General features: G+C 59.5%; 17 protein-coding genes and 2 pseudogenes. 5 read left to right on the top strand and 14 right to left on the bottom strand.

The features are described 5' to 3' along the window. The first annotated feature begins 165 nt into the window (after positions 1-165). On the top strand, positions 166-780 hold the full coding sequence (locus AC07P1_RS08745; protein WP_494695411.1) for an RNA polymerase sigma factor: 615 nt from the start codon (positions 166-168) through the stop codon (positions 778-780). A gap of 82 nt (positions 781-862) precedes the next feature. Here the strand turns inward: AC07P1_RS08745 and AC07P1_RS08740 are convergent, their stop codons facing one another. From AC07P1_RS08740 to AC07P1_RS08725, 4 genes are all read right to left on the bottom strand, one after another. Continuing rightward, entirely contained in the window at positions 863-1,303 is a 441-nt protein-coding gene (locus tag AC07P1_RS08740) for a hypothetical protein (protein WP_494695410.1), read from the bottom strand. A gap of 150 nt (positions 1,304-1,453) precedes the next feature. Next, entirely contained in the window at positions 1,454-2,995 is a 1,542-nt protein-coding gene (locus AC07P1_RS08735; protein ID WP_494695409.1) for a methyltransferase regulatory domain-containing protein, read from the bottom strand. A gap of 92 nt (positions 2,996-3,087) precedes the next feature. Then, positions 3,088-4,416, bottom strand: a complete 1,329-nt coding sequence (xopAG, locus tag AC07P1_RS08730; protein WP_494695408.1) for a XopAG/AvrGf1 family type III secretion system effector — start codon at positions 4,414-4,416, stop codon at positions 3,088-3,090. A gap of 558 nt (positions 4,417-4,974) precedes the next feature. Continuing rightward, positions 4,975-5,328, bottom strand: coding sequence for a hypothetical protein (locus AC07P1_RS08725; RefSeq protein WP_494695407.1), 354 nt, complete (start codon positions 5,326-5,328; stop codon positions 4,975-4,977). 650 nt (positions 5,329-5,978) lie between these two features. On the opposite strand from AC07P1_RS08725, the gene AC07P1_RS08720 reads away from it, so the two are divergent. Further along, on the top strand, positions 5,979-6,335 hold the full coding sequence (locus AC07P1_RS08720; protein ID WP_494695406.1) for a hypothetical protein: 357 nt from the start codon (positions 5,979-5,981) through the stop codon (positions 6,333-6,335). On the opposite strand, the gene AC07P1_RS08715 is transcribed toward AC07P1_RS08720, so the two are convergent. The 5 genes from AC07P1_RS08715 to AC07P1_RS08695 all read right to left on the bottom strand — a co-directional run bounded on the left by AC07P1_RS08715 (position 6,332) and on the right by AC07P1_RS08695 (position 11,254). After that, positions 6,332-7,921: a Na+/H+ antiporter gene (locus tag AC07P1_RS08715; protein WP_494695405.1), complete on the bottom strand. Its 1,590-nt coding sequence runs from the start codon at positions 7,919-7,921 to the stop codon at positions 6,332-6,334. The two genes, AC07P1_RS08720 and AC07P1_RS08715, sit on opposite strands and share 4 nt — an antisense overlap. A gap of 308 nt (positions 7,922-8,229) precedes the next feature. After that, positions 8,230-9,063, bottom strand: coding sequence for an SDR family oxidoreductase (locus tag AC07P1_RS08710; RefSeq protein WP_494695404.1), 834 nt, complete (start codon positions 9,061-9,063; stop codon positions 8,230-8,232). Between the two features lie 161 nt (positions 9,064-9,224). Further along, complete coding sequence (locus tag AC07P1_RS08705) at positions 9,225-9,617, bottom strand: nuclear transport factor 2 family protein (RefSeq protein ID WP_494695403.1); 393 nt, start codon at positions 9,615-9,617, stop codon at positions 9,225-9,227. A gap of 24 nt (positions 9,618-9,641) precedes the next feature. Continuing rightward, complete coding sequence (locus AC07P1_RS08700) at positions 9,642-10,106, bottom strand: nuclear transport factor 2 family protein (protein ID WP_494695402.1); 465 nt, start codon at positions 10,104-10,106, stop codon at positions 9,642-9,644. 47 nt (positions 10,107-10,153) lie between these two features. Continuing rightward, on the bottom strand, positions 10,154-11,254 hold the full coding sequence (locus tag AC07P1_RS08695) for an alpha/beta hydrolase (protein ID WP_494695401.1): 1,101 nt from the start codon (positions 11,252-11,254) through the stop codon (positions 10,154-10,156). Between the two features lie 478 nt (positions 11,255-11,732). Between AC07P1_RS08695 and AC07P1_RS08690 the strand changes: the two are divergent. The 3 genes and pseudogenes from AC07P1_RS08690 to AC07P1_RS08680 all read left to right on the top strand — a co-directional run bounded on the left by AC07P1_RS08690 (position 11,733) and on the right by AC07P1_RS08680 (position 15,354). Further along, positions 11,733-13,129, top strand: a pseudogene (locus AC07P1_RS08690) (IS5 family transposase). Continuing rightward, positions 13,117-13,923, top strand: a pseudogene (locus AC07P1_RS08685) (transposase); the annotation flags it as partial. The pseudogenes AC07P1_RS08690 and AC07P1_RS08685, both read left to right, overlap by 13 nt. 438 nt (positions 13,924-14,361) lie before the next feature. Then, positions 14,362-15,354, top strand: a complete 993-nt coding sequence (locus AC07P1_RS08680; protein ID WP_494695400.1) for a transposase — start codon at positions 14,362-14,364, stop codon at positions 15,352-15,354. 117 nt (positions 15,355-15,471) lie between these two features. Here AC07P1_RS08680 and xopAF read toward each other — a convergent pair whose 3' ends face one another. The 5 genes from xopAF to AC07P1_RS08655 all read right to left on the bottom strand — a co-directional run bounded on the left by xopAF (position 15,472) and on the right by AC07P1_RS08655 (position 22,085). Continuing rightward, complete coding sequence (gene xopAF, locus AC07P1_RS08675; protein ID WP_494695399.1) at positions 15,472-16,173, bottom strand: XopAF/AvrXv3 family type III secretion system effector; 702 nt, start codon at positions 16,171-16,173, stop codon at positions 15,472-15,474. Positions 16,174-16,515: 342 nt separating this feature from the next. Further along, a complete protein-coding gene (locus tag AC07P1_RS08670; protein ID WP_494695398.1) occupies positions 16,516-18,114 on the bottom strand; it encodes a methyltransferase regulatory domain-containing protein in 1,599 nt (532 codons plus the stop codon). Positions 18,115-18,205: 91 nt separating this feature from the next. Next, positions 18,206-18,376 (bottom strand): hypothetical protein, encoded by a 171-nt coding sequence (locus AC07P1_RS08665; RefSeq protein WP_494695397.1) that lies wholly within the window; start codon positions 18,374-18,376, stop codon positions 18,206-18,208. A gap of 73 nt (positions 18,377-18,449) precedes the next feature. Beyond that, on the bottom strand, positions 18,450-19,034 hold the full coding sequence (locus tag AC07P1_RS08660) for a hypothetical protein (protein ID WP_494695396.1): 585 nt from the start codon (positions 19,032-19,034) through the stop codon (positions 18,450-18,452). Positions 19,035-19,172: 138 nt separating this feature from the next. Further along, positions 19,173-22,085, bottom strand: a complete 2,913-nt coding sequence (locus AC07P1_RS08655; RefSeq protein WP_494695395.1) for a hypothetical protein — start codon at positions 22,083-22,085, stop codon at positions 19,173-19,175. Positions 22,086-22,494 lie beyond the last annotated feature (409 nt).

Here is a 22,494-nt window from a genome sequence, read left to right as displayed (position 1 = left end):
TTTGTTGATGGGTTCCTCAATTTTTTTCAAAGTCTCAGGAATCCTCACTGATTGGATGCAAGCCGTCGGCGCGCTGCTATCTTCCATTCAACCAGCGAGTTCCGCCACGCAAGGCGCGACGATACCTCGCTCCCACGACCACCTTGATCTATTAAGGAGAACCACATGACTCAAGCAATCGCCGGCACCCCCCCAGTAACGGAAGTAGATGTCGAACCAGATACCCTGGCGGATGGGGCGGCACCCGTCGAGACCATCGACATCGTCAAGCTCTATACCGCGCATCGCAACCATCTGCTGCGTTTTGTGCAGCGCTATGTCGGCAGCCACGAAGATGCCGAGGACGTCGTGCAAAACACCTTTATCGAAGCCAGTAAATGCGCGCACCGTTTTTCCGGCCTGTCAAAACCATCGACCTGGCTGTTCGGCATCGCTTTGAACCTGGCGCGCAACCAGGTGCGCCGCAACATCGCCGATCGCTATGACACCGTCGACGAGAATTTCATGGACCAGATCATCGACACCCACGCCGATCCTGCCAAACTGTATGAAATGCGCCAGATCGCGGAAAAGGTGGATCGCCTGCTCAGCGAATTGCCGCCGAAAATACGCGCCACGTTCGAAGCCGTGCTCGATGGCGACGCCACGTACGAGGCGGCAGCGGAAGACTTGCACATCCCTATCGGCACGGTCCGCTCACGCGTCTCGCGCGTCCGCGCCACCATGCGCAACGAATATGGCAGCTCGCCGTTCAGCAACGGCGGTTTGGCGGGCCGTTGATCGCCGCAACCACAGAATACGGGAACGCATGCGGGCCTTGGCGCGGCATGCGTTCCGCCAGCGCGCCAGGATTGTGGCTTGGTCAGGATGATGGCTGGTCGTCGCCTATGGCGGCGAAATAGTCGCGTGCGATATCGGCGGTCAGCAAGATGGCGTCCATAATGCCACGCTCGTCCTTCAACCCGGCCACCGGAACCTTGTGCACAACGATGTAGCGCCCCTCGTCCGCATGCCATAGGACCTCGACGCCGGCCGGCCACGCCTCCGCCCCGGCCGGAGAGAAAAGCCGTGGCACATAATGCGGCTGCTCGCATTTCGGCAGCAGGGCGGTAATGGAAAGACAACGGTCCGCCGCCTCGGGAGCGATCGAGGTCCGGGTGAGGACCTCGCCGATCAGCAGTTCCAGCACCGGCGCCGCGAATGCCTGCTGACCAGACAATTCAATCAGTTCCAGCAATAAACGATTGATCCTGCTTACAGGAGCGTCGTTGGCCTGGTCGGCGTTGTCGTCATGGCTGTGCAAAATCGTCGCTTCTTAAAATCGGTTCGGGCGAAACGGACGCGCGCGCGCTGAAAAGGGAATGTCCGCAGTAACGCCGCCGATTTTACCCAACAAACCCGGTGAACGGGGAAAAAGCTGGCGGCGCCGCGCGGTCGTCTCATGCGCCGCCGTTCACAGGATGTTCAGCGCCCGCCAGACCGGCGCGCGCCGCCGCATGATAGCATCGATCAAGAACCGCAGTTCCGCCACCACCTCCTGTTCCGAGTCCAGCGTGCGCCCGTCTTTGCTGAGCCGCTGTCCCTGCGCCTGCAGGATCTCGCGCAGATCATGGGCGCAGGCGTCGATGTCGACCGTCGGCGGCTGCGAGCGCAACAACCTGAACAGCAAGCGTTGCACCAGTCCCGATTGCACGCCGTTGCCCAGCAGCGGCGACGCCAGCACCTGGTAATGATCCTTGATACGGGAGGCGTCGGCCAGCGCCGCGTTCATCCGCCGCGCCGGGGCGTCCGGCATGGTGGCGGAACACAGGAAATACGTCGACGCCTGCCCCGACGCCGTCAGCAACGCCGCCATCTGGGCGATGTCGCCCAGGCTGGCGGAAAACAGCGCCGGAATTTCCGCCAGTTCCACCAGGCTGTGCGGCCTGCGCGCCAAGGCGTCGATCAAGGGCCGATAGAGCCGCGCATCGCCCCACACCGCGCCGATCGGCAGGCGCAGGTCGAGGTTCACCGCGTCTGGCAGACTCGTCAGCGCCAGTCCGGTCTGGCGCAACCATTGCTCGCGCCGCGCCGTGCTCATGCGGCGCGCGCCGCGAATGTAGATATCCTCGCGAAAACTAGTGTTGCTGATATAGTCCTTGACCGTTTCACGGAACATCGGATCGTCTATCGTCGCCAGCGATTCGAGCTGCTCCGGCGTCAGGTACAGCTGGGGAAAGGCGTGCGAGAGTTCGCCCGAACCGATATAGTCCATTTTGGCGCCGGCCATCGCGCGCGCCACGTCGGCGTGATACAGCGGACTCCAGCCGTCGCTCATATATTCATGTGCGAGATAGCCGGCCTTGTCGTTGCGCAGGGAATCGAGCCGGTACTGCAGGTTGGGATTGCCGTCGAAGTAGGTCGCCCCGGCCTGTACCAAGCCATCGACCATCTGGCGCGCCTGCTCGAGTTGGTTATGCGAGGCGTAACGGTCGGTCTGCGTGCGTTCGAGAATCAGGCGCTGCAGGGGCAACGACGGACTCCATCCCGGCATGGCGTTATAATTGAGATAAACGATGCCGCCCGGCTTCAGATAACGGCCGATGAGATCGACAATGTGCTGGCGGTTGCACACGTCGACCCAGCTATACACGCCGTACATGGTGATGAAATCCATGGCCGGCAAGGCGACCTTGCCGGCCGCCAATTCGGCAAAGCTGGTCTCCAGCAGCGTCAGGTTGTCCAGTTCCGCCGCCTCCGTCAGCTGGCGCGCCGCGACCACGTGGGAAGGGCTGAAGTCGACGGCATAGAAGCGCCCTTGCGGATTGGCCGCCGCCAGCACATTGGCGGTCAACCCCTGTCCCGCCCCCAGCTCCATGTAGGTGAATGGACGATCCAAAGGCACAGGCTCGACACCGTTGAGCACGCAGGCAAAACTCAGATGCGCCGGACTTTGTTCGCGGAAAAACCCCGTCGGATAATCGATGCCGGCCACGTAGCCCTGATTCCAATCCATATTTCCCCTCCAATGAAAAGATCCGTCCGAAAAAAACGCTTACCTGCATCACGATATTGCAGGATGCGCAAGATATGATTTAAGTCCCCATGTCAGGCGCGCCTTGCCAAGTTCTTTCCACCGTAAAACTCCTCCGCGGCCTTCCTGCAAACTTCCTCATAGAACCGGTCCGCGTCAGCCACGCTATAGCCCGCACCCGCGAAACATCCTCGCGCCACCTCCAGCAGCGTATGCCTGATCCCGCTGGCGTCGTCATACACGGCATTGAGGCATCCCACGAGCACCACCACGTCCTCTTTGGACAAGCGTTCTTCACCGCTCATCAATCGCGCGTGGTTGATACACGCGACGGCATTGGCGCTCGTAAACGAGTCCCCCAATCCCGAGCTGTCCTCAAATCCGTTACCCCGCTCGTTCAGCTTGAAATGCGCGATCGCCAGATTCTCCATGTTCTTCGAGCTCGCCATGGGCTTGAGATCGTCGAGCGCCGCAGGATCGTCCCGCAAGCGAAACGCCTGCAAACGGGCCTCGAGCTTGTGCAATAGCGGCCCCATCACACCGTTATTTCTCTTCAATATATTTTTCGACGGGTCCTCGAACATCAGGCTCTCGTCGACCTTATGGGTTTCATCCAGCGATAGCACGCCGTGCTCCGCCAGGGTTTTCATAATGACTTTTTCAGCATCTCCCCAGTGCTGGTCCCGGGCATAGACCTGCCTGAAATTCAAGAGGGTCCGGCCGGCGGCAAACTGCGCCTCCTCGCTGAGCTTGCTGTCCTTCCGTAGCGACGCCTCCAGCGACTCGACGCATTGCCTCGGTGTCCAGCCCCTCTCCTCGGATACATCTTTGAAATGCTGGTGGCCTTTGAGCACGAACGGCCGGGTGATCGACCGTGATGCGTATCCGCGGGCTCCGGTTTCTTCATTAGTAACACCCACCAGCGCATACCTGTTTTTCTTGTCGTACAGGCTGCTCTTCGTCAAATCGGAGTTCTGGGGGACATGGGCCGGGGCATATTTGGCGACATGCTCAGCCTTCACGAGATGGCCTTTGAGGCAAGCGAGGTTCTTCACCAGCGACTGATGCGCTTGTTCGGTATTTATCATGTGCATGACGTGTACCCTGGTGCCCGCCCGATAGTCGGTCATGGTCACGAATTGGTTGTTGCCGCACGTCCTGATGGGGTTAATGGGGCGATGGTTCAGCTTCTGTTCATCAGGGCCGCTGCCGTGGTAGCGCTGGAAGTATTCTTGCGCCGCTTTGTTGGCCTTGTCTAGTCTCTCGTTGCCGGTAAAACCACCTTTCCCATCGTGCAAAGAAGTAGTGGAAAGGAAGAAATCATTGGCGCCCTTGTCGTAAAGATAGGCCGCCCCCGCCAAGCCCAAGGCGTACTTCATCGAACGAGAAACCACGCGCAGCATATCGCTTGCCCCGCCTTCTCCGGCTCCGCCCCGGGATGTCGGGACCCGGCTTGTTAGGAGGGGATATGCTTCCTTTCGGGGGGCCTGCGAATCGGATGGGCCACTCGTTTTGTGAAGTGCCGCCACCGCTTCACGTGACTGGCTTTCGGTGCGTTGCACCGCTTGCAGCACAACACCAAGCTGACTATTTCCAATTCGCATTTTCTTACTGTTCTCTAATGACTGCCGCCAATCAGGCGAACAATAGTTGCGCATAACCACTGCGCTGTATGCGACTCTATAACTTCGCAAGAAGGGCGTGCGCGGTAAATTCCCCTATGTTGCCCTGCGTAATTACCCGCGTACCGACAATGTGGTTATCGTTCACCCCAAAATGGGTGCTGCGCCGGCGCCGCAGTGCCGCCGCCAATTATTACGTTCGGCACGCCCCCCCCCCCGCTTTCACGGGAAGAGCGAGCTTCGCCATCGGCGTTGATATCGCCTCGCCTGACTGTCAATGCGGGCGCCACATCCCCGTCAAAGTGTTAAGCGGGAGCATCGATGACGCATCCGGGTCGCTTAGCCTTTGCACGTCAATACCAGGAATGCGTTAAACCACGTGCCGTTGTACATTGTTACGGGCTTCCCCCAGACGCGAGGACCAGTTTCCGGGATGCCGGGAAGAACAGCGTCGCAGCGTGCACCATTCCAGGCATCAGCTTGTGCTTTTGCCAGCGTGTTGCCGTGACCTTTGAACGTGACTTTGAAGTTTATGCCGGTGGCCAGCGCTCTTGGCGCCACATATGACTGATAGGCGAAAGCCTGGGAGGCTGGCACCATGGTCACGGCCACGGCGGCACTGAGCGCCATGACAGCGCCGGTAACGGTTTTTACTTTACGGGCCAGACCGGTTTTGGTATTCAAATTTTTCATCATTTCGCTCCTGATATATGATTGCGCCCTTTGATCGATACGCCAGGTTGGACATATCCTGGCGCGGTCAGGGGATACCGTGAAACCGGCGTCCCGCGTTCCCCTTGGTTTAGCAAGTATCATGCATGCAACTTGCCATCGATGAGTGATGACCTCCTGCCGACCAGTTCCCCTGCCGAGAATAATAATTGGATGGCCTGAAGCTGGAGCGCCACGGCGCAGCGCGGAGCGGAGCGCGTGCGGGAGCCACAAAATCGGCGCCAGAGGGCACTATGCGTAATCGTCCATCCGTCCCATCTATGAATTCCTGATCGGCGGTGCCACGCTATCCTCTCGATCAATATGGGGGGTGGAAGGTTCATACAAGGACCGGCAGAAGGAGTGGGAAGAACGTGTGGCACAACGGCGGGCCCAGCGGGCTGTCGCAACGGGCAATACGCCATTGAGCAAGGCTTTCCGATCCGTCAGGTCGGTTGTTGGATGCGTCAGCTGACCAAGTCGTCCCGTGCCCGGCTGGCGCCGGTGTCGGTGGCGCCAGTGGCCGCGGTAGCGATCAGCTTGCACAACGAGCGCCGTGCGCCGGCGAACGTTTCACGACTTCGCAAACTGAAACGGCATGAACGCCTTGGTGCCGCTGCTACGCGCTATTCATGGCCTCCGACGTGCCTTTCACCAACGAATATACAGGCCCATTCATTGCGGCGGAATTCGCCCATTGCGCGTCGTCGAACCGATGGAATTTAAAAACCTTGATGGAGTATATCGGCTGGCGCGATGTCCATTCGGCGATACGCTATGTCGAAGCCTCCGATCCCTTCGCCCAGTCGGCGCTGTATGCCATTGGATGGAGAAAGACTAAAGAGCAAAAGCGGCCCGAGGTTGCATCGTGCGTCTTTACGCCGAAGCTCGGTGGCAGTCGGCTGGAACATCGACAGCACCTGCATTCGGAACGTTTCCGCGAAGGGGGCGACCCTATTACCAATGTAAAACTTATATTATTTATTTAACCACCCCTACCGTGGAGTGCGGTAATCTCCTGTAGATCCAGATCATGCTCTAGCATATGCAATAACTCATCCGAGAGCCGTTTGTCGCGATGCAGTTCGAGCAGCATTTCTCGGCCCGCAGCAATCCCCGCAAGCACGATATCGTAGTGGGAGGTACGCACCGCCGCTGGCACTTCGGTCGCGTGCCTGTTCTCATGGGCGATCCTGGCGCGGTAGCCATATTGCTCCAGCAGTCTCGGATGCAGCAGCGTACCCTCCTCGTCATAGGCCAACGACTCAATCGCGGCGAACTGTGCAGCCTCCAGCCAGGCCCAGCTCTCGGGCTCTGTAAGAAACCGCAGATTGCCGTGCTCGTCGCCGGCAATTTTCAATCTGCCGATGAGCCAACCGATAGTGGCCCCCTGGACCAGTACGGTCACCAGAATCACGACGAAACATGTAACGAGGACGAGATCCCGTCCCGGTATGGACGTTGGCAATGCCAGCGCAGCCGCAAGCGTGACCACGCCCCGCATGCCGGCCCAGCTTTTAATCGTGGCGGCGCGCCAGTCGAACGCCAGTCGCTCGTCGCCGGACAATCGCGTCCACGCCGCGCTGAAACCGTCCACCCAAAAGATCCACACAAAGCGAGACAATAGGACTACCAGGACGATCTGTCCGACCGCCGGAGCAAATTGTTCGATAGCTTGATCAATGCCCCCCACCCGATCCATTACGCCGCGTAAGGACAAACCAATCAAGATGAACACCAGTGACTCAAGTAAGAAGATCAACACTTGCCAGAAAGCAGCACCTTGGGTGCGCACGGTGGCAGACACGATGTCATGCTGGTGCCAGCCAAGCATGATTCCGTAAGTGACGGTCGCCATGACGCCTGACACCGCTACGGTTTCGGCCAGCGCATAGCAAATCCAAGCGGGCAGCACGGCAACTACTATTAACAAATACGTTTCCGTAAGCGCCTTGAGCAACTGGAGCGCCAGGTAGCCAATGACGAGACCGACCACGATCCCGCCGAAAAACAATAGAACGAAGTTGCTCACAGCTTGCAGCGGACTAAACGTACCCGTCAGCGCAGCCGCCACCGCGAACCGGTACAACACAAGGCCGCTCGCATCATTGAGCATGCTTTCGCCTTCAAGCAGGATCATGATCCTGCGCGGAAGTCGCAGGCGCTCGAGAACGGCTTTGACGGCGACCGCATCAGGTGGAGAAACTATGGCGCCGAGAGCGAAACAGACGCCCCACGGCAAGCCAGGAACAATCCGATGGGTAGCACAGCCGACGACCGCCGTCGTGAATGTCACCGCGCCGACCGCCAGCAGCATGACGCCGGATACATGGCGCTTAAACTCATCCCAAACCATAAAATAAGCGCCGTTCATCAGTAGAGGAGGAAGAAATACCAACAACACCAACTCTGGATCCAGCTCAACTACAGGCAAACCGGGCAGGAACGCCATTGCCACGCCGCCCAGCAGCAACGCTGCGGCGGGCGGTAAACGCAGGCGCTTGGCGAGCAATTCCAGTCCGACGATCGCCACCAACGACAGCAAGATCACTTTGAATGCAAGGATATTGGACATGACGATTGGGGTCAGAATATCTTGTTAAAATAAGCGAACTGCATTCGGCTTTGTTCCATATCGTTCTCCCGCTTTCTTCAGTTTTTCTTGCTAACACCACGTCCAGGCCCTGCATTGCGGACCGCAATGTTTGAGCATCGCACACGTCCCCTCCATTACCGTGATACGGTCAGGGTTAGGGTTGGCCAGCGGGGCGGCACGGCGGAGGTAGAGTTTGAGGCGGACGCTCCGTGGTATTGCGTGCCAGTTGCCCGTTTGCACCGAGGATGAGAATATCTTGTATCGCGTTTTCTCTTTCGTCATCAAACTTAGCCGGGAGTCGGCAGCTTGCCTGCACGCATGGCTGCAATAACGCCGCCATCGATCAACAGGTCGCTACCGGTGATGAAGCCCGCATCCGGTCCCAATAGGAACGACGCCGCGGTGGCGATTTCATCTGGCGGTGCCATGCGCTTGGAAGGCGAAGCTTCCACCATGGTACGGTACATGCCGCCTATTTCGGAGTTCAGCTCATGCAATGCCAAAGGTGTGACGATGATGCCAGGGCTAATAGAGTTCACCCTTGCGCCACGCGCGCCCCAAGTAATGGCCGACGCTTGGACCCGCAGGTGGTTTGCGCGCTTAGCCATCATGTAGGCGACCAGCGTGTTAGGTACCGCATCCGCCTGCAGGAATGGTAGTCCCAGCAGCTCCTCGGTGGGGGTATAGGCCAGCGCGTGGTCTTGTTCTGGAGGCAGTGCCGGCATCATGTGTCCGGCCATGCTCGATATGATCAAGCCGGCGCCACCTGGCGCAATGATTTTTTCGAACGCATCGAAAACCAGCGCCGAACCATACAGATCGACTTCTAAAATACTGGCTACAGGCGCCATATTCGGCGACAAGCCGGCAGTGTTAATTACTTGAACGACACTCCCCAGCGCGCCCGCGGTGACCACCAGCGCTTCCACTGACTCGCGCGACGCCACATTGACAGCCTGGGTTTCAACCGCGTAACTCGAATTGCGCATGCTTTCCGCTGCGGCGTTCAGGATTTGTTCATTGAAATCCGCCAGCAGGACTGTTTTACCGACGCCCTGACGGCGCGCGATAGCCAGGCCGATACCGCCGGCGCCGATAACGACTACCACTTCTTTATTCATGTTGGCTCTCCAATCTAGGTTAATTTAAATGCGGTCCGTGCGCCACTTCGCTGCCCGATTGCGGTGCCTTGCACAACCTGCTCAACGCCACTCGCTGTAGTGAAGGAGCTGGCCAGCACGAGCTATCAGAAGGCGCCGGGCCGTGTTGTTGGCTGTGATGGTCAAAATGTGCTGGCGCGCGCGTGGACCATCATCCATCGCTGGTCGCGCCGTTCCAAGTCGATATCAAGCTGTAATGGCCAAGTGCCTTGGGCTCCCCATATGTTGGCCGTGACTCGGCTGCGGCCCATGAGCACAGCACGCTCGCCTGCGAACTTGACGATCACCAGCGACTCCTCCGAACTGTCGTATCGCATCTGCCCTGACTCGATGTGGGCCAGCCATTCGGAGCCGGCCTGGTCGTAGCCGGTCATGTGAACCAGCCGGAAATCAACGGTCAACAACGCTGCGAGGCAGCGCGTATCAGCCGCTACCATCGAGCGCTGCATCTGCCGATACATCGCGACGATCTCCTGTTCATCTTTGTGCAAGCCAGCCATGTGCATGGATTCCATTCCCGTTGTTGCAAAACGCCGCGTTTAAAACTGGCTGATGGCCTGTTGATCGCGCCAGGTGAAATACGAAGTTCGTTTCGAGATCAGCCACTGTCCTGCTTGACGAACATACTCGTCGTTGTAATATACCCCGTTGGTGCCCCTCATTTTTTTCCCATCTACTGAGCTGACGAGGACAACGAGGCAATAATGCACTGCGGTCGCGCGGTCTCCTTCTAGCTTGGCGGTATGCTGGCCATTGATGTGATAGCCGGTCTCAAAGTTGGCCATGAAGGCTGTAAACGTTTCCTGGATTTGCTGCCGCCCTTTGAGCGACGCGAAGAGCTGGCCTTCGAAGTAGGTATCGACCACAGCGTCCTCGGTGAACAGGAATGCTTGTCTGGCCATATCCTTCTGGTCGGCGAGGTTGGAGAATGTGTCGACGAGCGTTTTTAGAGCATCCTTGTCTTCAAGTATCTGGATGCGTTGTTCCAATATGTCGTTTTGCATGGTGTTTTCCTGACGGTGATTAAACGGTGTGCGACTGTCTGGCGACTTCAATCCAGGCCCTTCTTCTTTAAAAAATCCGACAACAGATCGGCAATCTCGATGTTGTTCATGTCCGCAAACGGGAAGTGAGTATTACCGCGTATGGCCAGGTCCGGCAAATGCACCAGAGTGACATCGCCGCCCCGACGATTCACCGCGTCCCGCCACGCCCTCGCCATCTGCAAGCGCACCCGCCAGGAATCCTGCGCCGGGTTCGCACTTGGATGATCCGGGATGTTGTCGCCATAAAAGAGAATGATCGGGATGCGCGTTAGCTTCATGAACTCGTCAAGCGGAACGCCAACCGCCTCCAGCGGACCGGCGGCACTCGGCATTGGCGCCGGCACCTCGCCCAGTGGAAACACGAAGCCGCTGCCGGGCTCGTAAGCGACTACCGCGCGCACATTGGCAGCCTTCATCGCCGCCACCCAACCCGGGCCGCCCGCCTGCGAATGGGTGACCAAGGTGCCGGGCCCTATCTTCTTGAATAACGCCGCCGTGGCATTCGACGTCACATCAACGTCGAACGGTCCGGTATTGGGTGTCATCTGGCGATAGTATTGCTCCAATGCTTCCGCTCCGGGCGGGAATTGCCCCCCCTTGAAAAAGTTGGGCCAGACGCCAAGCCGGAACTGGTTGAACCACTGCTGTTCGTCTGGGGCAGGTGCGAGCGCCAATGCCACCGTCCCGCGCCCAGCCTTGCCACGGCGTGGCTGATCGATCAGATAGACTGGAAAGCTACGACGCAAGAAGATATTCTGAAAGCCTTCGCGGCCATCCGGTGTGCTTTCCCATGTCTTCGACGATTGACCCGCGCCGTGCCAGAACACGAGAGGCAAGGTGCGCGCGTTTTTCGGTATTTGGTAAAACACATAGGCGTGGTCGCCATGATAGGTGTTCCACTCCGCCCCCGCCTTTAACGGGTCGACGGACGCGGGACCGGTAATGACGGTACCACCAACGGCGAAACTGCCTTGCTCTTGGATGGTTAGCGGCGCAGCAGTATTGCTCTCTGTGGCGGAAGCGAGCGCAGACAAAGACAGCGCCGCAAGCAAGATAAGCTCGCTGGTTCTGTTTCGACTGGATATCGTTGACAAGAATGTGATCATGATCAGGCTCCTCACGCGGCCGGGCTAGTCGAAGGCTCGCTCCTGAATCCACAGCCCAATTCCGAACTACCTTCTTATAAATTTAGATGACATTTAGTATAGGTATTACGCCGTTTAATGAATAGATGGAAAAAACGGCATAGACTTATAAGTACAGCGAATAAATGCCGGGTTAGACTACTCTGAGTAGTGCAAGACGTCGAAGAGCAATATGAAGGCCGATAACGGCTTACGTCTGCTTGGATAGTAGAACGGATATTTTCCTCAGCACCACCCAGGCACCACCTCTGCATGCTTACTGCGGCGCCGTTACCAGATGGGGGGGATTGCCATAGACTTCTCCATCCGACTCTACGGAGTCCGGTCTGAACAAATCCTAACCGATTGATTCTGCTGGCGAAAGACCAAAAAACAGGCGCTGGGATTTGCAAGCTTTCGCTAAAATGGTGGCAATTCCTTGCAAATTTCAGAGGCCTGAATGGGACCAAAGCCAACCGGATCACAAAGCGCAGACATGTTCCGGCAACGGCTGGACGAACTGGTCAACCTGAAGCATCCGCTGGCCCAACTGGCCACCCATATCGACTGGAGCGTCTTCGAACGCGAATGGGCCGGGCATTTCCCCTAGTCGCGCGGCCGCCCCGCCACCTCCACCCGGCTCATCGCGGGCCTGCTGTACCTGCAGCACACGTTTGCCTTGTCCGACGAGGACGCAGTGTGGGGCTGGGTCGAGAATCCGTACTGGCAGTTGTTCTGCGGCGAGACCTGGTTCCAGCACCGGCCGCCAATCGATCCCAGTTCGTTGACGCGCTGGCGCCAGCGCATCGGCGAAACAGGGTTGGAATGGATGCTGACGCAGACCATCAAAGCAGCCGAATCGGCCCAAGTGGTCAAGCGCCAAAGCTTCCAAAAAGTGATCGTCGACAGCACCGTGCAGGAAAAGGCCATCGCCCATCCGACCGACAGCAAATTGCTGGAGCGCGCCAGGCAGCACCTGGTCAGGCTGGCCGCCGAGGCGGGACTGGCGCTGCGCCAGAATTACAACCGCGAGGCGCCGAGACTGGCCGTGCAGGTGGGGCGCCACGCGCACGCCAAACAATACAAACGCATACGCGGCAGCCTGAAGAAACTCAAGACGGTGGTCGGCCGTGTCTGGCGCGACGTGGAGCGCCAACGCGACAAGATACCCGGTGCGTTGCGGGACAAGGCGACCGACCTGCTGGCCAAAGCCAAGCGCCTGCTCGCGCAGAAGCAGCGCGACAAAAACAAGCTCTACAGCCTGCACGCTCCCGAGGCCGAGTGCATTGCCAAGGGGGCAGGACGCGGCAGCCTTATGAATTCGGGGTGAAGGTGTCGATCGCCACCACGCACAAGGAGGGCTTGGTGGTGGGCATGCGCAGCATGCCGGGCAATCCGTACGACGGCCACACCCTGTACGAAACGCTGGAGCAGGTGGCGATCCTCACCGAGCACCAGCCCAAGGAAGTGTTTGTGGACCTGGGTTATCGCGGCGCCGACGTGCAAGCCGGCACCAAGGTCTACCACCACAAACTCAAACGCGACATCACCGGGCGCCTGCGGCATGACATCCGGCGCCGCAGCGCCATCGAACCGGCGATCGGGCACATGAAGAACGACGGCAGGCTACGGCGCAATTGGCTCAAAGGCACCGATGGCGATGCCTTCAACGCGCTGTTGTGCGGTTGCGGTCACAACCTGCGCATGATCCTGCGAAAGCTTCGGCTTCTCTTCGCCTTCATCGCCGCTTGGATGGCATCGCTGTACCTCACACCGGGACCGGGAGTAACTCTGGCAGGCTTAGTTGACGGCGCCCGCGACAACCATCGCCCGCAGGCACGGCTCTGTCTTGGGTGATTTTCGATTTATTCAGGCCGGACTACGGAGCCCGTTCGCGACCCGGACACCCGCTGGCCCAGCTCGCCACCCACATCGATTGGTCCGTGTTCCAGCGCGAACGGGCCGGCCAACTCCCCGTCCCGCCACCTCCGCCCGGATGATCGCAGGGTTGCTGTACCTGCTGCACAGGTTCGCGTTGTCGGACGAGAGTGTGGTGTGGGGCTGGAGAACCCGTACTGGCAACTGTTCTACGGCGAGACCTGGCTCCAGCACCGCTCACCGATCGATTCCGGTTCGTTGACGCATCGGCGAGGCCGGCCTGGACTGGATGCTGACGCAGACCATCAAGGCGGCCGAATCGGCGCCGGTGGTCAAGCGCCAGAGCTTCCAAAAATGATCGTCGACAGCACCGCGCAGGAAAAGGCCATCGCCGATCCGACCGATAGCAAATTGCTGGAACGAGCCACGCAGCAGTTGATCAAGCTGGCCGGGACTCTGCGCCAAAATTACAACCGCGAGGCGCCCAGACTGGCCGTGAGGTGAGCCTCAGTGTTTGCGGACCTGGGCTATCGCGGCGCCGACGTGCAAACGGGAACGAAGGTGTACCACCACAAGCCCAAGCGGGACATCACCGCGCGTCTGCGCCGCGACATCGGGCGCTGCGGCGCCATCGGACCGGCCATCGGGTACATGAAGAACGACGGCAGGCTGCGGCGCACTGGCTCAAAGGTACGCACGGCGACGCGTACAGCGCGCTGCTATGTGGCTGCGGCCACAACCTGCGCAAACTGCGGCTTTTCTTCGGATTCATCGCCGCTTGGATGGCATCGCCGCACCTCACACCGGGAGCATGGATCAATCCACCCAAGTTAGCGGATGGCGTGCATTTCAGTAAATCATTTCCAATGTTTTCACAAAAATACTTGACATTGATCCAATATCGCGGCGGCAGCATGGATTTTTCCTATCCCTGTCTGCCATGTCCGTTCTGACCACGCTGTTTCAAGATTTCGCCGCCCGCTTATGCTCAACAGAATTTCTCCACGAAGCACGCCATCCGGATCATCCCACGGCGTTTTCCCGCTGCCGCAAGCTGCCTCTGGCGACCTTGGTGGCCATCATGCTGACGGGCATGCGCATGAGCGTTCAGGCCGAACTGGACACCTTCTTTGCGCATTTGCGCCAGCAAGCGCAGTTGCTCCACGAGGCGTCAGAGCAGGCGTTCGCGCAGGCGCGCCAAGCTGTCCCTGGTGGCCATTCCCGGACTCAACGACTCGCTGATCGCGCGCTCCGAGCACGATGGCTTCGTGTCGCGCTGGCGCGGCCTGCGCCTGGTCGCCGCCGACGCCTCGACGCTGCGTTTCGGTCTGCGGGCTAGCCATGTTAAACGCGCCGAGCTCGCCGATCAAATCCTGTTCGGTCTGTTCCTGCCGGGGCCCGACCTGATGCTCGCCGCCTCCCTGCACAACGTCCATGAACGCGGCGAACGCCAGTTCCTGTTCGAACACCTCGACCGGCTCTCCCCGGACGACCTGCTGCTGCTTGACCGCGGCTATCCCTGCCGCTGGCTCGTCGCCGTGCTGAACCACCGCGCCATCAAGTTTTGCATACGCGTCGACAATGCCGGCGGCTTCGCCTGCGTGCGCGCGTTCATGCGCTCGGACAAGCTCGATCAGGTCGTCATGTTGCCGGCGCCGAACAAGCGGGACGCGCTCGACTACGAGTACCCGCGCAAACCTCAGTGCGTGCGCCTGGTGCGCACCGTCTCGCCCGGCGGCGAGCAACGCGTGCTGATGACCAACCTGTTCGACGACAAGCTCTTTCCGGCCGGCTGCTTCAGCGAGCTCTACCACAAGCGCTGGGGCATCGAGGAAGCGTTCAATCGGCTCAAGCACCGCCTCAATCTGGAACATGTCACCGGCTTGAGCCAGCAGGTCGTGGCCCAGGATGTGGCCACCAAAATCGTCTGCGACAAGCTTCAGGCACTCGTCTCGCTGACCGCCCATGCCGACGCCGATTTACCCGAGGAAAAACGCATCAACCATGGCTACGCCCATACCGCGCTCAAGCCATTGTTGCCCATACTTCTGCTTGGAGGCAAGATCGGCAGGAAGGTCGCGAAAATGCTGCGCGACCTGTTGGCACTGATCGCCGGCAAGACCTACCGACATCGCGCGAATCGATCGAAACCCCGCAAACCGAGTCCAAAACCGCACAAGAAAATGACCCAGAAAAACTGCTGAAATGTCTTAACTTGGGTGGATTGGAGCATGGATGGCCCCGGCACTCTTGTTTGACGCCAGCAGCAGTTATCGCCCGCAGTCGAGTCTTTGTCTGGGGGGCGAATTATTCAGGCCGGACTATTTAACAAGCTGGGTTATAAATCGAACGCGACCGTTTGAATCTATCACTGCGCCAAGGGCGCCATTGTCCTCCCCCCCTTCGCCTGTCTCATGAAAATCTACAGAAACCTCAAGTCCCTCCAGCGTCGCGTCGACAGCACCCAGCCTACGCATACTTGCTGGTGATGTTGAATCACCGCCATGAACAGCAGCCCGGACCGAGTACCCCTCGCCCTTCAACTGTTGCACGTAAATTCGTATATCACGCTGAGCATCTTGATTCGCGGGCATAACGTGAAAAATTCGGACTTTTGATCCGGGCTCCCCGGAAAGTCTTTCCCCTCCAATAGCAACAGCAAAACACAAATCAAGACCGTCAGTCATGCAAAGCACTTGAGATTTCGATGTGCCGGTGGTGGCAGGCGGACCACTGGAAGTTGTGTATCCAATTCCCTTAATTTCTGTAGATCGGTTTAGGAGAAATTGCGTTTGAAGAAGTGATCCCCGAGAAGCGCGGGTAATGCGACGAGATGCAAGTCGTGCCGGAAAAGGCGTTTCATCGAAACGATCTTTTAATGGAGATTCAGGATTGCTTCTCAACGCCTGATTTTGAGCAGGTGTGGCTTGCTGGATCGGGGGGTATTCAGTCGGATTGTAAAAATAACGAGTAATGGAGTTTGCCATATTTATTCCCATACGCGAAAAGTCGTGAAGTTCCAAAACAATTGCCGACGAGAGCAACCATGAGCTCTATCGCCCGCCAGCCCCGTAGCGGCTGAATAGTCACGGGAGACTTAAGTCCACGGCAAGCTACGGTTCGCCAGGAACGAATCTACTCCATCAGGTTGGTCAAAATGTGTGCGAAAACTGTCAAATGACCGACCGATAGATACCCGTATTATTGAATTCCTTCGGTACTGATCTACGCACAATGCAGCCCCTGCTGAATCGTGCGAACAGGTGGTAAAGCTGGCATGGACTTATTGACTTATTAGCGAAAAAATGCCCGGGCCTGTCCATGCCCTGTGGCGACAGGCCGCCAAGCGCTGGCCGCAGCGCGGATCATGGCCCAGCGGTCAAATCATGCACAGCTGGTGATGCCGTTTCGCCCGGCAGCATGAGCAGCTGCCGCCAGAATGGCCGCCGCCGCGTGAGGATGGCTTTGACTGTTTCCCCCACTTCGCGCCGTTTGTCTTCCGGCGACACCAGTTCGCGCCCGTCCACGATCAATGGCTGGTGTTGCGCCTCCACATGCCACAGCACCTGGTCAACGATGTCCATCGACGTGGCCGCGGTCGATTCCGGATCCGTCAGCGACGCGTGCACCAGCCGCTGGAACAACGGCGCCGTGACGCCACTGCCCAGCAACGGTGCGGCGAATACGCGATAACCGGCGTCCAGCTCCGCGATGGCGTTGTTCAGGTTGCGCGCCGGTTCCGGGTCCTGTTCGGCGGAAGTCTGGAAAAAGATCGCCGCCTGGCCGGTTTCAATCAGCAGCGCCGCCATGCGGGCGATGTCGGCCAGGCTCTTGCCGCTCAAGGCTGGCAGCAAGCTTAGTTCCGGCAATGTTTGGGGCCCCACGGCCAACGCATCAAGCAGCGCGCCGTAGACGACCTCGTCGGCCTGGTGTTGACGCACCGGAAATTTCATCTTGAGCGTCACGTTCTCGCGCAGCACCGTCAGGGCCAAGCCGGTGCGGCCCAGCCATTGCGCCTGCCGCTCTGGGCTCATGCGTCGCGCGCCGCGCACGTAGATATCCTTGCGGAAGCAAGTGTTCTTCATGTAATCCTTGACGGTCTCGCGCAGGCCGTCGTCATGGATGTCGTCCAGGAAACCGCGCTGCCGCGGCGTCAGGTAGAGATCCGGGAAGGCCCACGACAAGCCGGCAGAGCCGACATAGTCGAGCTTGGCGTCGGCGGCGGCGCGCGCCACGTCGATGTGGTACAGCGGCTCCCAGCCGCGGTTCATGTATTCATGCGCGATATACTGCGATCGGCCGAGGTCGCCGTCCATGGCCGCGTCGATATAGTTGTGCAAATTGACGCTGGTGTTAGTGGAAAAATACGCCGCCTTGCCGTCGATCAAGCCGCGCATCAGGCCGCGCATTTTTTCGATCTGCTGGTGCTTGCTACCGGGATAAAGACTGGCGTGTTCGAGCACCAGGCGCTGGAACGGCAAGGTCGTGGTCCACCCCGGCATGGCGTTGTAGCTGACATAAGCCAGGCCGCCCGGTTTCAGGTAGCGGTCGATGAAACGTATGATGTGCCGGCGGTTTTCGGCATTGACCCAGCTGTAGACGCCGTGCAGGGTGATGAAATCGAACGCCGGCAGGTCGACCAACCCATCGGCGAGGTCGGCGAAACTGCTTTCCAGGAAAGTCATGTTGTCCAGGCCGGCCGCCCCGGCCAGCTGGCGGCTGGCCGCGATGTGGGCCGGATTGAAATCGGCGGCGTAGAAATCGCCTTGCGGATTGGCCGCCGCCAGGACATTGGCGGTAACGCCCTGGCCGGAGCCCAGTTCAAAATAGGTGAACCGGCGATCCAGCGCCGGCGGTTCGCAGCCGTTGAGGATGCAGGCAAAACTTAACAGGGATGGACTTTGTTCCGGAAAGAACTCGGCCACATAATCGATATCGGACACATAACCCTCATGCCAGTCCATAGGCATTCCTTAAAAATGAAGTGAGACTACGACAAGCCCGCCGGCACGCAGGTCAACTTATTGCTGGCACCGGCGGGCTCCCTGCGCCGGACTACTCGAGGTCCAGACGGCGAATGCGATGCCCCGTGAAATACTCCCCCAGCATCAAATCGTCGTCGGATAGATCCTCGACCTCGAACGGCTGCGCTTTACTGCGCTTACGCGCCTGGCGGCGGCCATTCTTGTATTCCGTTTCATCGATTAACCATGTTTGCTTTATCATGCTCTTCCTCCAATCCAAATAGACTGCGGTATCTCGGGTCAATGCCAGCCGCCGCCGATGGTCCCGCCCCTTCTCAAGGAAAGTCGAAAGCCAGCGGCGGGGCCGGCGGTACGTCGAAAAAACCGCCGTGCATGCGGGCGAACTGCGCCCTGTCCCGCAGGGCCTTGCCCACGCCGAAGGCCCATTTCCCCTGCGCGCTCTTGCCGGCCGGCGCCGCTACCGCAGGCGCCGGCCGCGCTTTGCGGCGGCCCACGGTGATGTCGCTCAGGCGACGCATGTATAGCTTGTCCGAGCGGACCGCGGCTTCCGCTTCGAGTGCTCCCGGAATGGCTTCCAATGCTTGGTATTCTTCCGCGTCCATTCGGTTCCAACGCCGGATGTCGCCTTGCACAACATCGCCGGAATCGCCCCGGCCACGTTTGCCGCTGACGCGATTTTCCGCCGGCGCGGTACTACGCTTGAGGAACGAGCGTGTGCCATACTGTGGATGGTCGATCGCCTTGACCGGCGGCGCCTGCGGCAACCCGTTGTCCTGGGAAGCGGACGCTGGCGCCGCCGCGGCGCTGCGGCTGTCGGCCAGATCCGAATACTCGCGGAACAGCATGGCCAGATCGACGCCCCGCGAAGGTCCATGTCCGCCGATACGAGAAATTGACATAGTATTTCCAAAAAAATCGTTAACCGTTGGCCTATTCCAGGCTGCGGATGGCAGCGTGTCGAACCACCCGCCCCACGCCGCAGCATGGGGCGGATCATTGATCCGCCGTCTAACACAGCCTTGTTTTGGGACCGTCGCTTAGGCCGAGAACAGATTGGCTTTGACTGCGGCGTCAAAGTCCTTCTGGCCCAGCAGGCCGTCCTGCTTGCCGGTGTTGGCCGCCTCAAGCTTCTTGAACAATTCGCCGCCGTTGGCCATCAGAGCCTGCGCCGCCGCCTGCACTTCCGGCGATACCGCCTTCAACTGGCCGTCCTTGTCCTTGCAATAGCCGGTGTCGGCGATATCCTTCATATCGCTGGCCGACAGCAGGTCGATCTTGTTGTCCTTCAGAAAGTGATCGATGGTGTTGCCCGCGCTGTTGGCCGACGGCAGCACGTTGTTCGGCCAGGCGACGGTCGGGGTGGTGGCACCGGCGTTCAGGCTGCCGTTCTTGACTGCGGCGGCGAAGTCCTTCTGGCCCAGCAGACCATCCTGCTTGCCGGTATTGGCCGCCTCCAGCTTCTTGAACAGTTCGCCGCCATTGGCCATCAGGGCCTGTGCCGCCGCCTGCACCTCCGGCGATACCGCCTTTAGCTGGCCGTCCTTGTCCTTGTAATAGCCGGTGTCGGCGATGCTCTTCACATCACTGGCCGACAGCAGGTCGATCTTGTTGTCCTTCAGGAAGTGATCGATGGTGTTGCCCGCGCTGTTGGCCGACGGCAGCACGTTGTTCGGCAAGGCGACGGTCGGAGTGGTCGCGCCGGCGCTCAGGCTGCCGTTCTTGACTGCGGCGGCGAAGTCCTTCTGGCCCAGCAGGCCGTCCTGCTTGCCGGTGTTGGCCGCCTCCAGCTTCTTGAACAGTTCGCCACCGTTGGCCATCAGCGCCTGGGCGGCCGCCTGCACTTCCGGTGATGCCGCTTTCAGCTGGCCATCCTTGTCCTTGTAATAGCCGGTGTCGGCGATGCTCTTCACAAAGTCGGCCGACAGCAGGTCGACATGGTTGTCCTTCATGAAGTGATCGATGGTATTGGCCGCACTGTAGGCCGACGGCAGCGTGTTGTTCGACGAGGCGATGGTCGGATAATTCGGCGTGCCGGCGTTGCCGGTGTTGAGGCTGCCATTCTTGACTGCGGCTGCGAAGTCCTTCTGGCCCAGCAGGCCGTCCTGTTTGCCGGTGTTGGCCGCCTCAAGCTTCTTGAACAATTCGCCGCCGTTGGCCATCAAAGCCTGCGCCGCCGCCTGCACTTCCGGCGATACCGCCTTCAGCTGGCCGTCCTTGTCCTTGCAATAGCCGGTGTCGGCGATATCCTTCATATCGCTGGCCGACAGCAGGTCGATCTTGTTGTCCTTCAGAAAGTGATCGATGGTGTTGCCCGCGCTGTTGGCCGACGGCAGCACGTTGTTCGGCCAGGCGACGGTCGGGGTGGTGGCACCGGCGTTCAGGCTGCCGTTCTTGACTGCGGCGGCGAAGTCCTTCTGGCCCAGCAGGCCGTCCTGCTTGCCGGTGTTGGCCGCCTCCAGCTTCTTGAACAGTTCGCCGCCATTGGCCATCAGGGCCTGTGCCGCCGCCTGCACCTCCGGCGATACCGCCTTTAGCTGGCCGTCCTTGTCCTTGTAATAGCCGGTGTCGGCGATGCTCTTCATATCACTGGCCGACAGCAGGTCGATCTTGTTGTCCTTCAGGAAGTGATCGATGGTGTTGCCAGCGCTGTTGGCCGACGGCAGCACGTTGTTCGGCAAGGCGACGGTCGGAGTGGTCGCGCCGGCGCTCAGGCTGCCGTTCTTGACTGCGGCGGCGAAGTCCTTCTGGCCCAGCAGGCCGTCCTGCTTGCCGGTGTTGGCCGCCTCCAGCTTCTTGAACAGTTCGCCACCGTTGGCCATCAGCGCCTGGGCGGCCGCCTGCACTTCCGGTGATGCCGCTTTCAGCTGGCCATCCTTGTCCTTGTAATAGCCGGTGTCGGCGATGCTCTTCACAAAGTCGGCCGACAGCAGGTCGACATGGTTGTCCTTCATGAAGTGATCGATGGTATTGGCCGCACTGTAGGCCGACGGCAGCGTGTTGTTCAACGAGGCGATGGTCGGATAATTCGGCGTGCCGGCGTTGCCGGTGTTGAGGCTGCCATTCTTGACTGCGGCTGCGAAGTCCTTCTGGCCCAGCAGGCCGTCCTGTTTGCCGGTGTTGGCCGCCTCAAGCTTCTTGAACAATTCGCCGCCGTTGGCCATCAGAGCCTGCGCCGCCGCCTGCACTTCCGGCGATACCGCCTTCAGTTGGCCGTCCTTGTCCTTGTAATAGCCGGTGTCGGCGATGCTCTGCATATCGCTGGCCGACAGCAGGTCGAGCTTGTTATCCTTCATGAAGCTGTCGATGGTTTTGCCGGTGTTGTAATCGCTGGGACGCGTCGGCGACAACAGCCCCTGCATCACCGCCTGCAGGAAGTAATCGTTGGCCAGGCCGCTCCGTGGTTGCACGCCCGCGTTATTTGGATTAGCGGAAATCATGCCCTGCTTGACTGCGGCCGGGAAATCCTGCGCGCCCAGCAGGCCGTCCTGTTTACCGGTGTTGGCCGATTCTAACCGTTTGAACAATGCGCCGCCATTGGCCATCAGCGCCTGGGCGGCGGCCTGCACTTCCGAAGAAACCGGCTTGAGACTGCCGTCCTTGTCCTTGTAATAGCCGGTGTCGGCGATATCCTTCATCTGCTCGGCGGATAGCAGGCCGGTCTTGTTTTCCTTCTGGAAGTTCTGGATCGTCTGGGCAGCGCTGGAATCGGACGGCAAACGATGGCCGCCCAACCCCATCATGCCGAGGAGGGCATCTTTCAGGCTGTCGGGAATCGGCAGGGTATTGACCAGGTTAGACGGGTTGCCGGGATCGCCGTTATTGAACAGGATATCGGAAGATTCCGGATCAAAAGCATTCCCCGGCAAATTGCCGGCGCCCGGAAACCGGGCATCCTGATCGCTGCTATAGGTGGTCGTGGTGGTGGTGGTGGTGGTGATATTTACCGACATGCTTTTCTCCGAAAATGGTTAACTAATCGCTCGCCCCTGATGCGTCGCGTATCCCATGGAAACGGTTTTCCCGCACCATGTCTTCCTATGCCGCAGCTCACATGGACTCCGCAGTAAGTGGCACGGTGGATTTGATAGTTCCAGAATTTATCGGCGGCGGGATCGCCATCCCGGCCGGCGCCGGAATCGGCGTCAAGATGAATGCCCGCAGCGAAAAACATGCGCCAACCCGCGCGGCGCCGGCTGGCGCATGCGGTCGGGAAAAAGGTGTTTCGAAGATTGTTGGACGAGCGGCCCGCGCGATGGCGTCACGCATGGTGGCGCCGGGCGAGGCGATGACGCAATGGCGCCAGGGCGCCATGCGTGCAAGCCCGTCGCGTCCCGGATGCGGGTGGCGGCAAACGCAACC

This window comes from Duganella sp. GW821-FHT07F09 (genome assembly GCF_059418705.1).
Note: the sequence above shows the minus strand (reverse complement) of the source record. Positions and strands in the feature narration are given on the sequence as shown.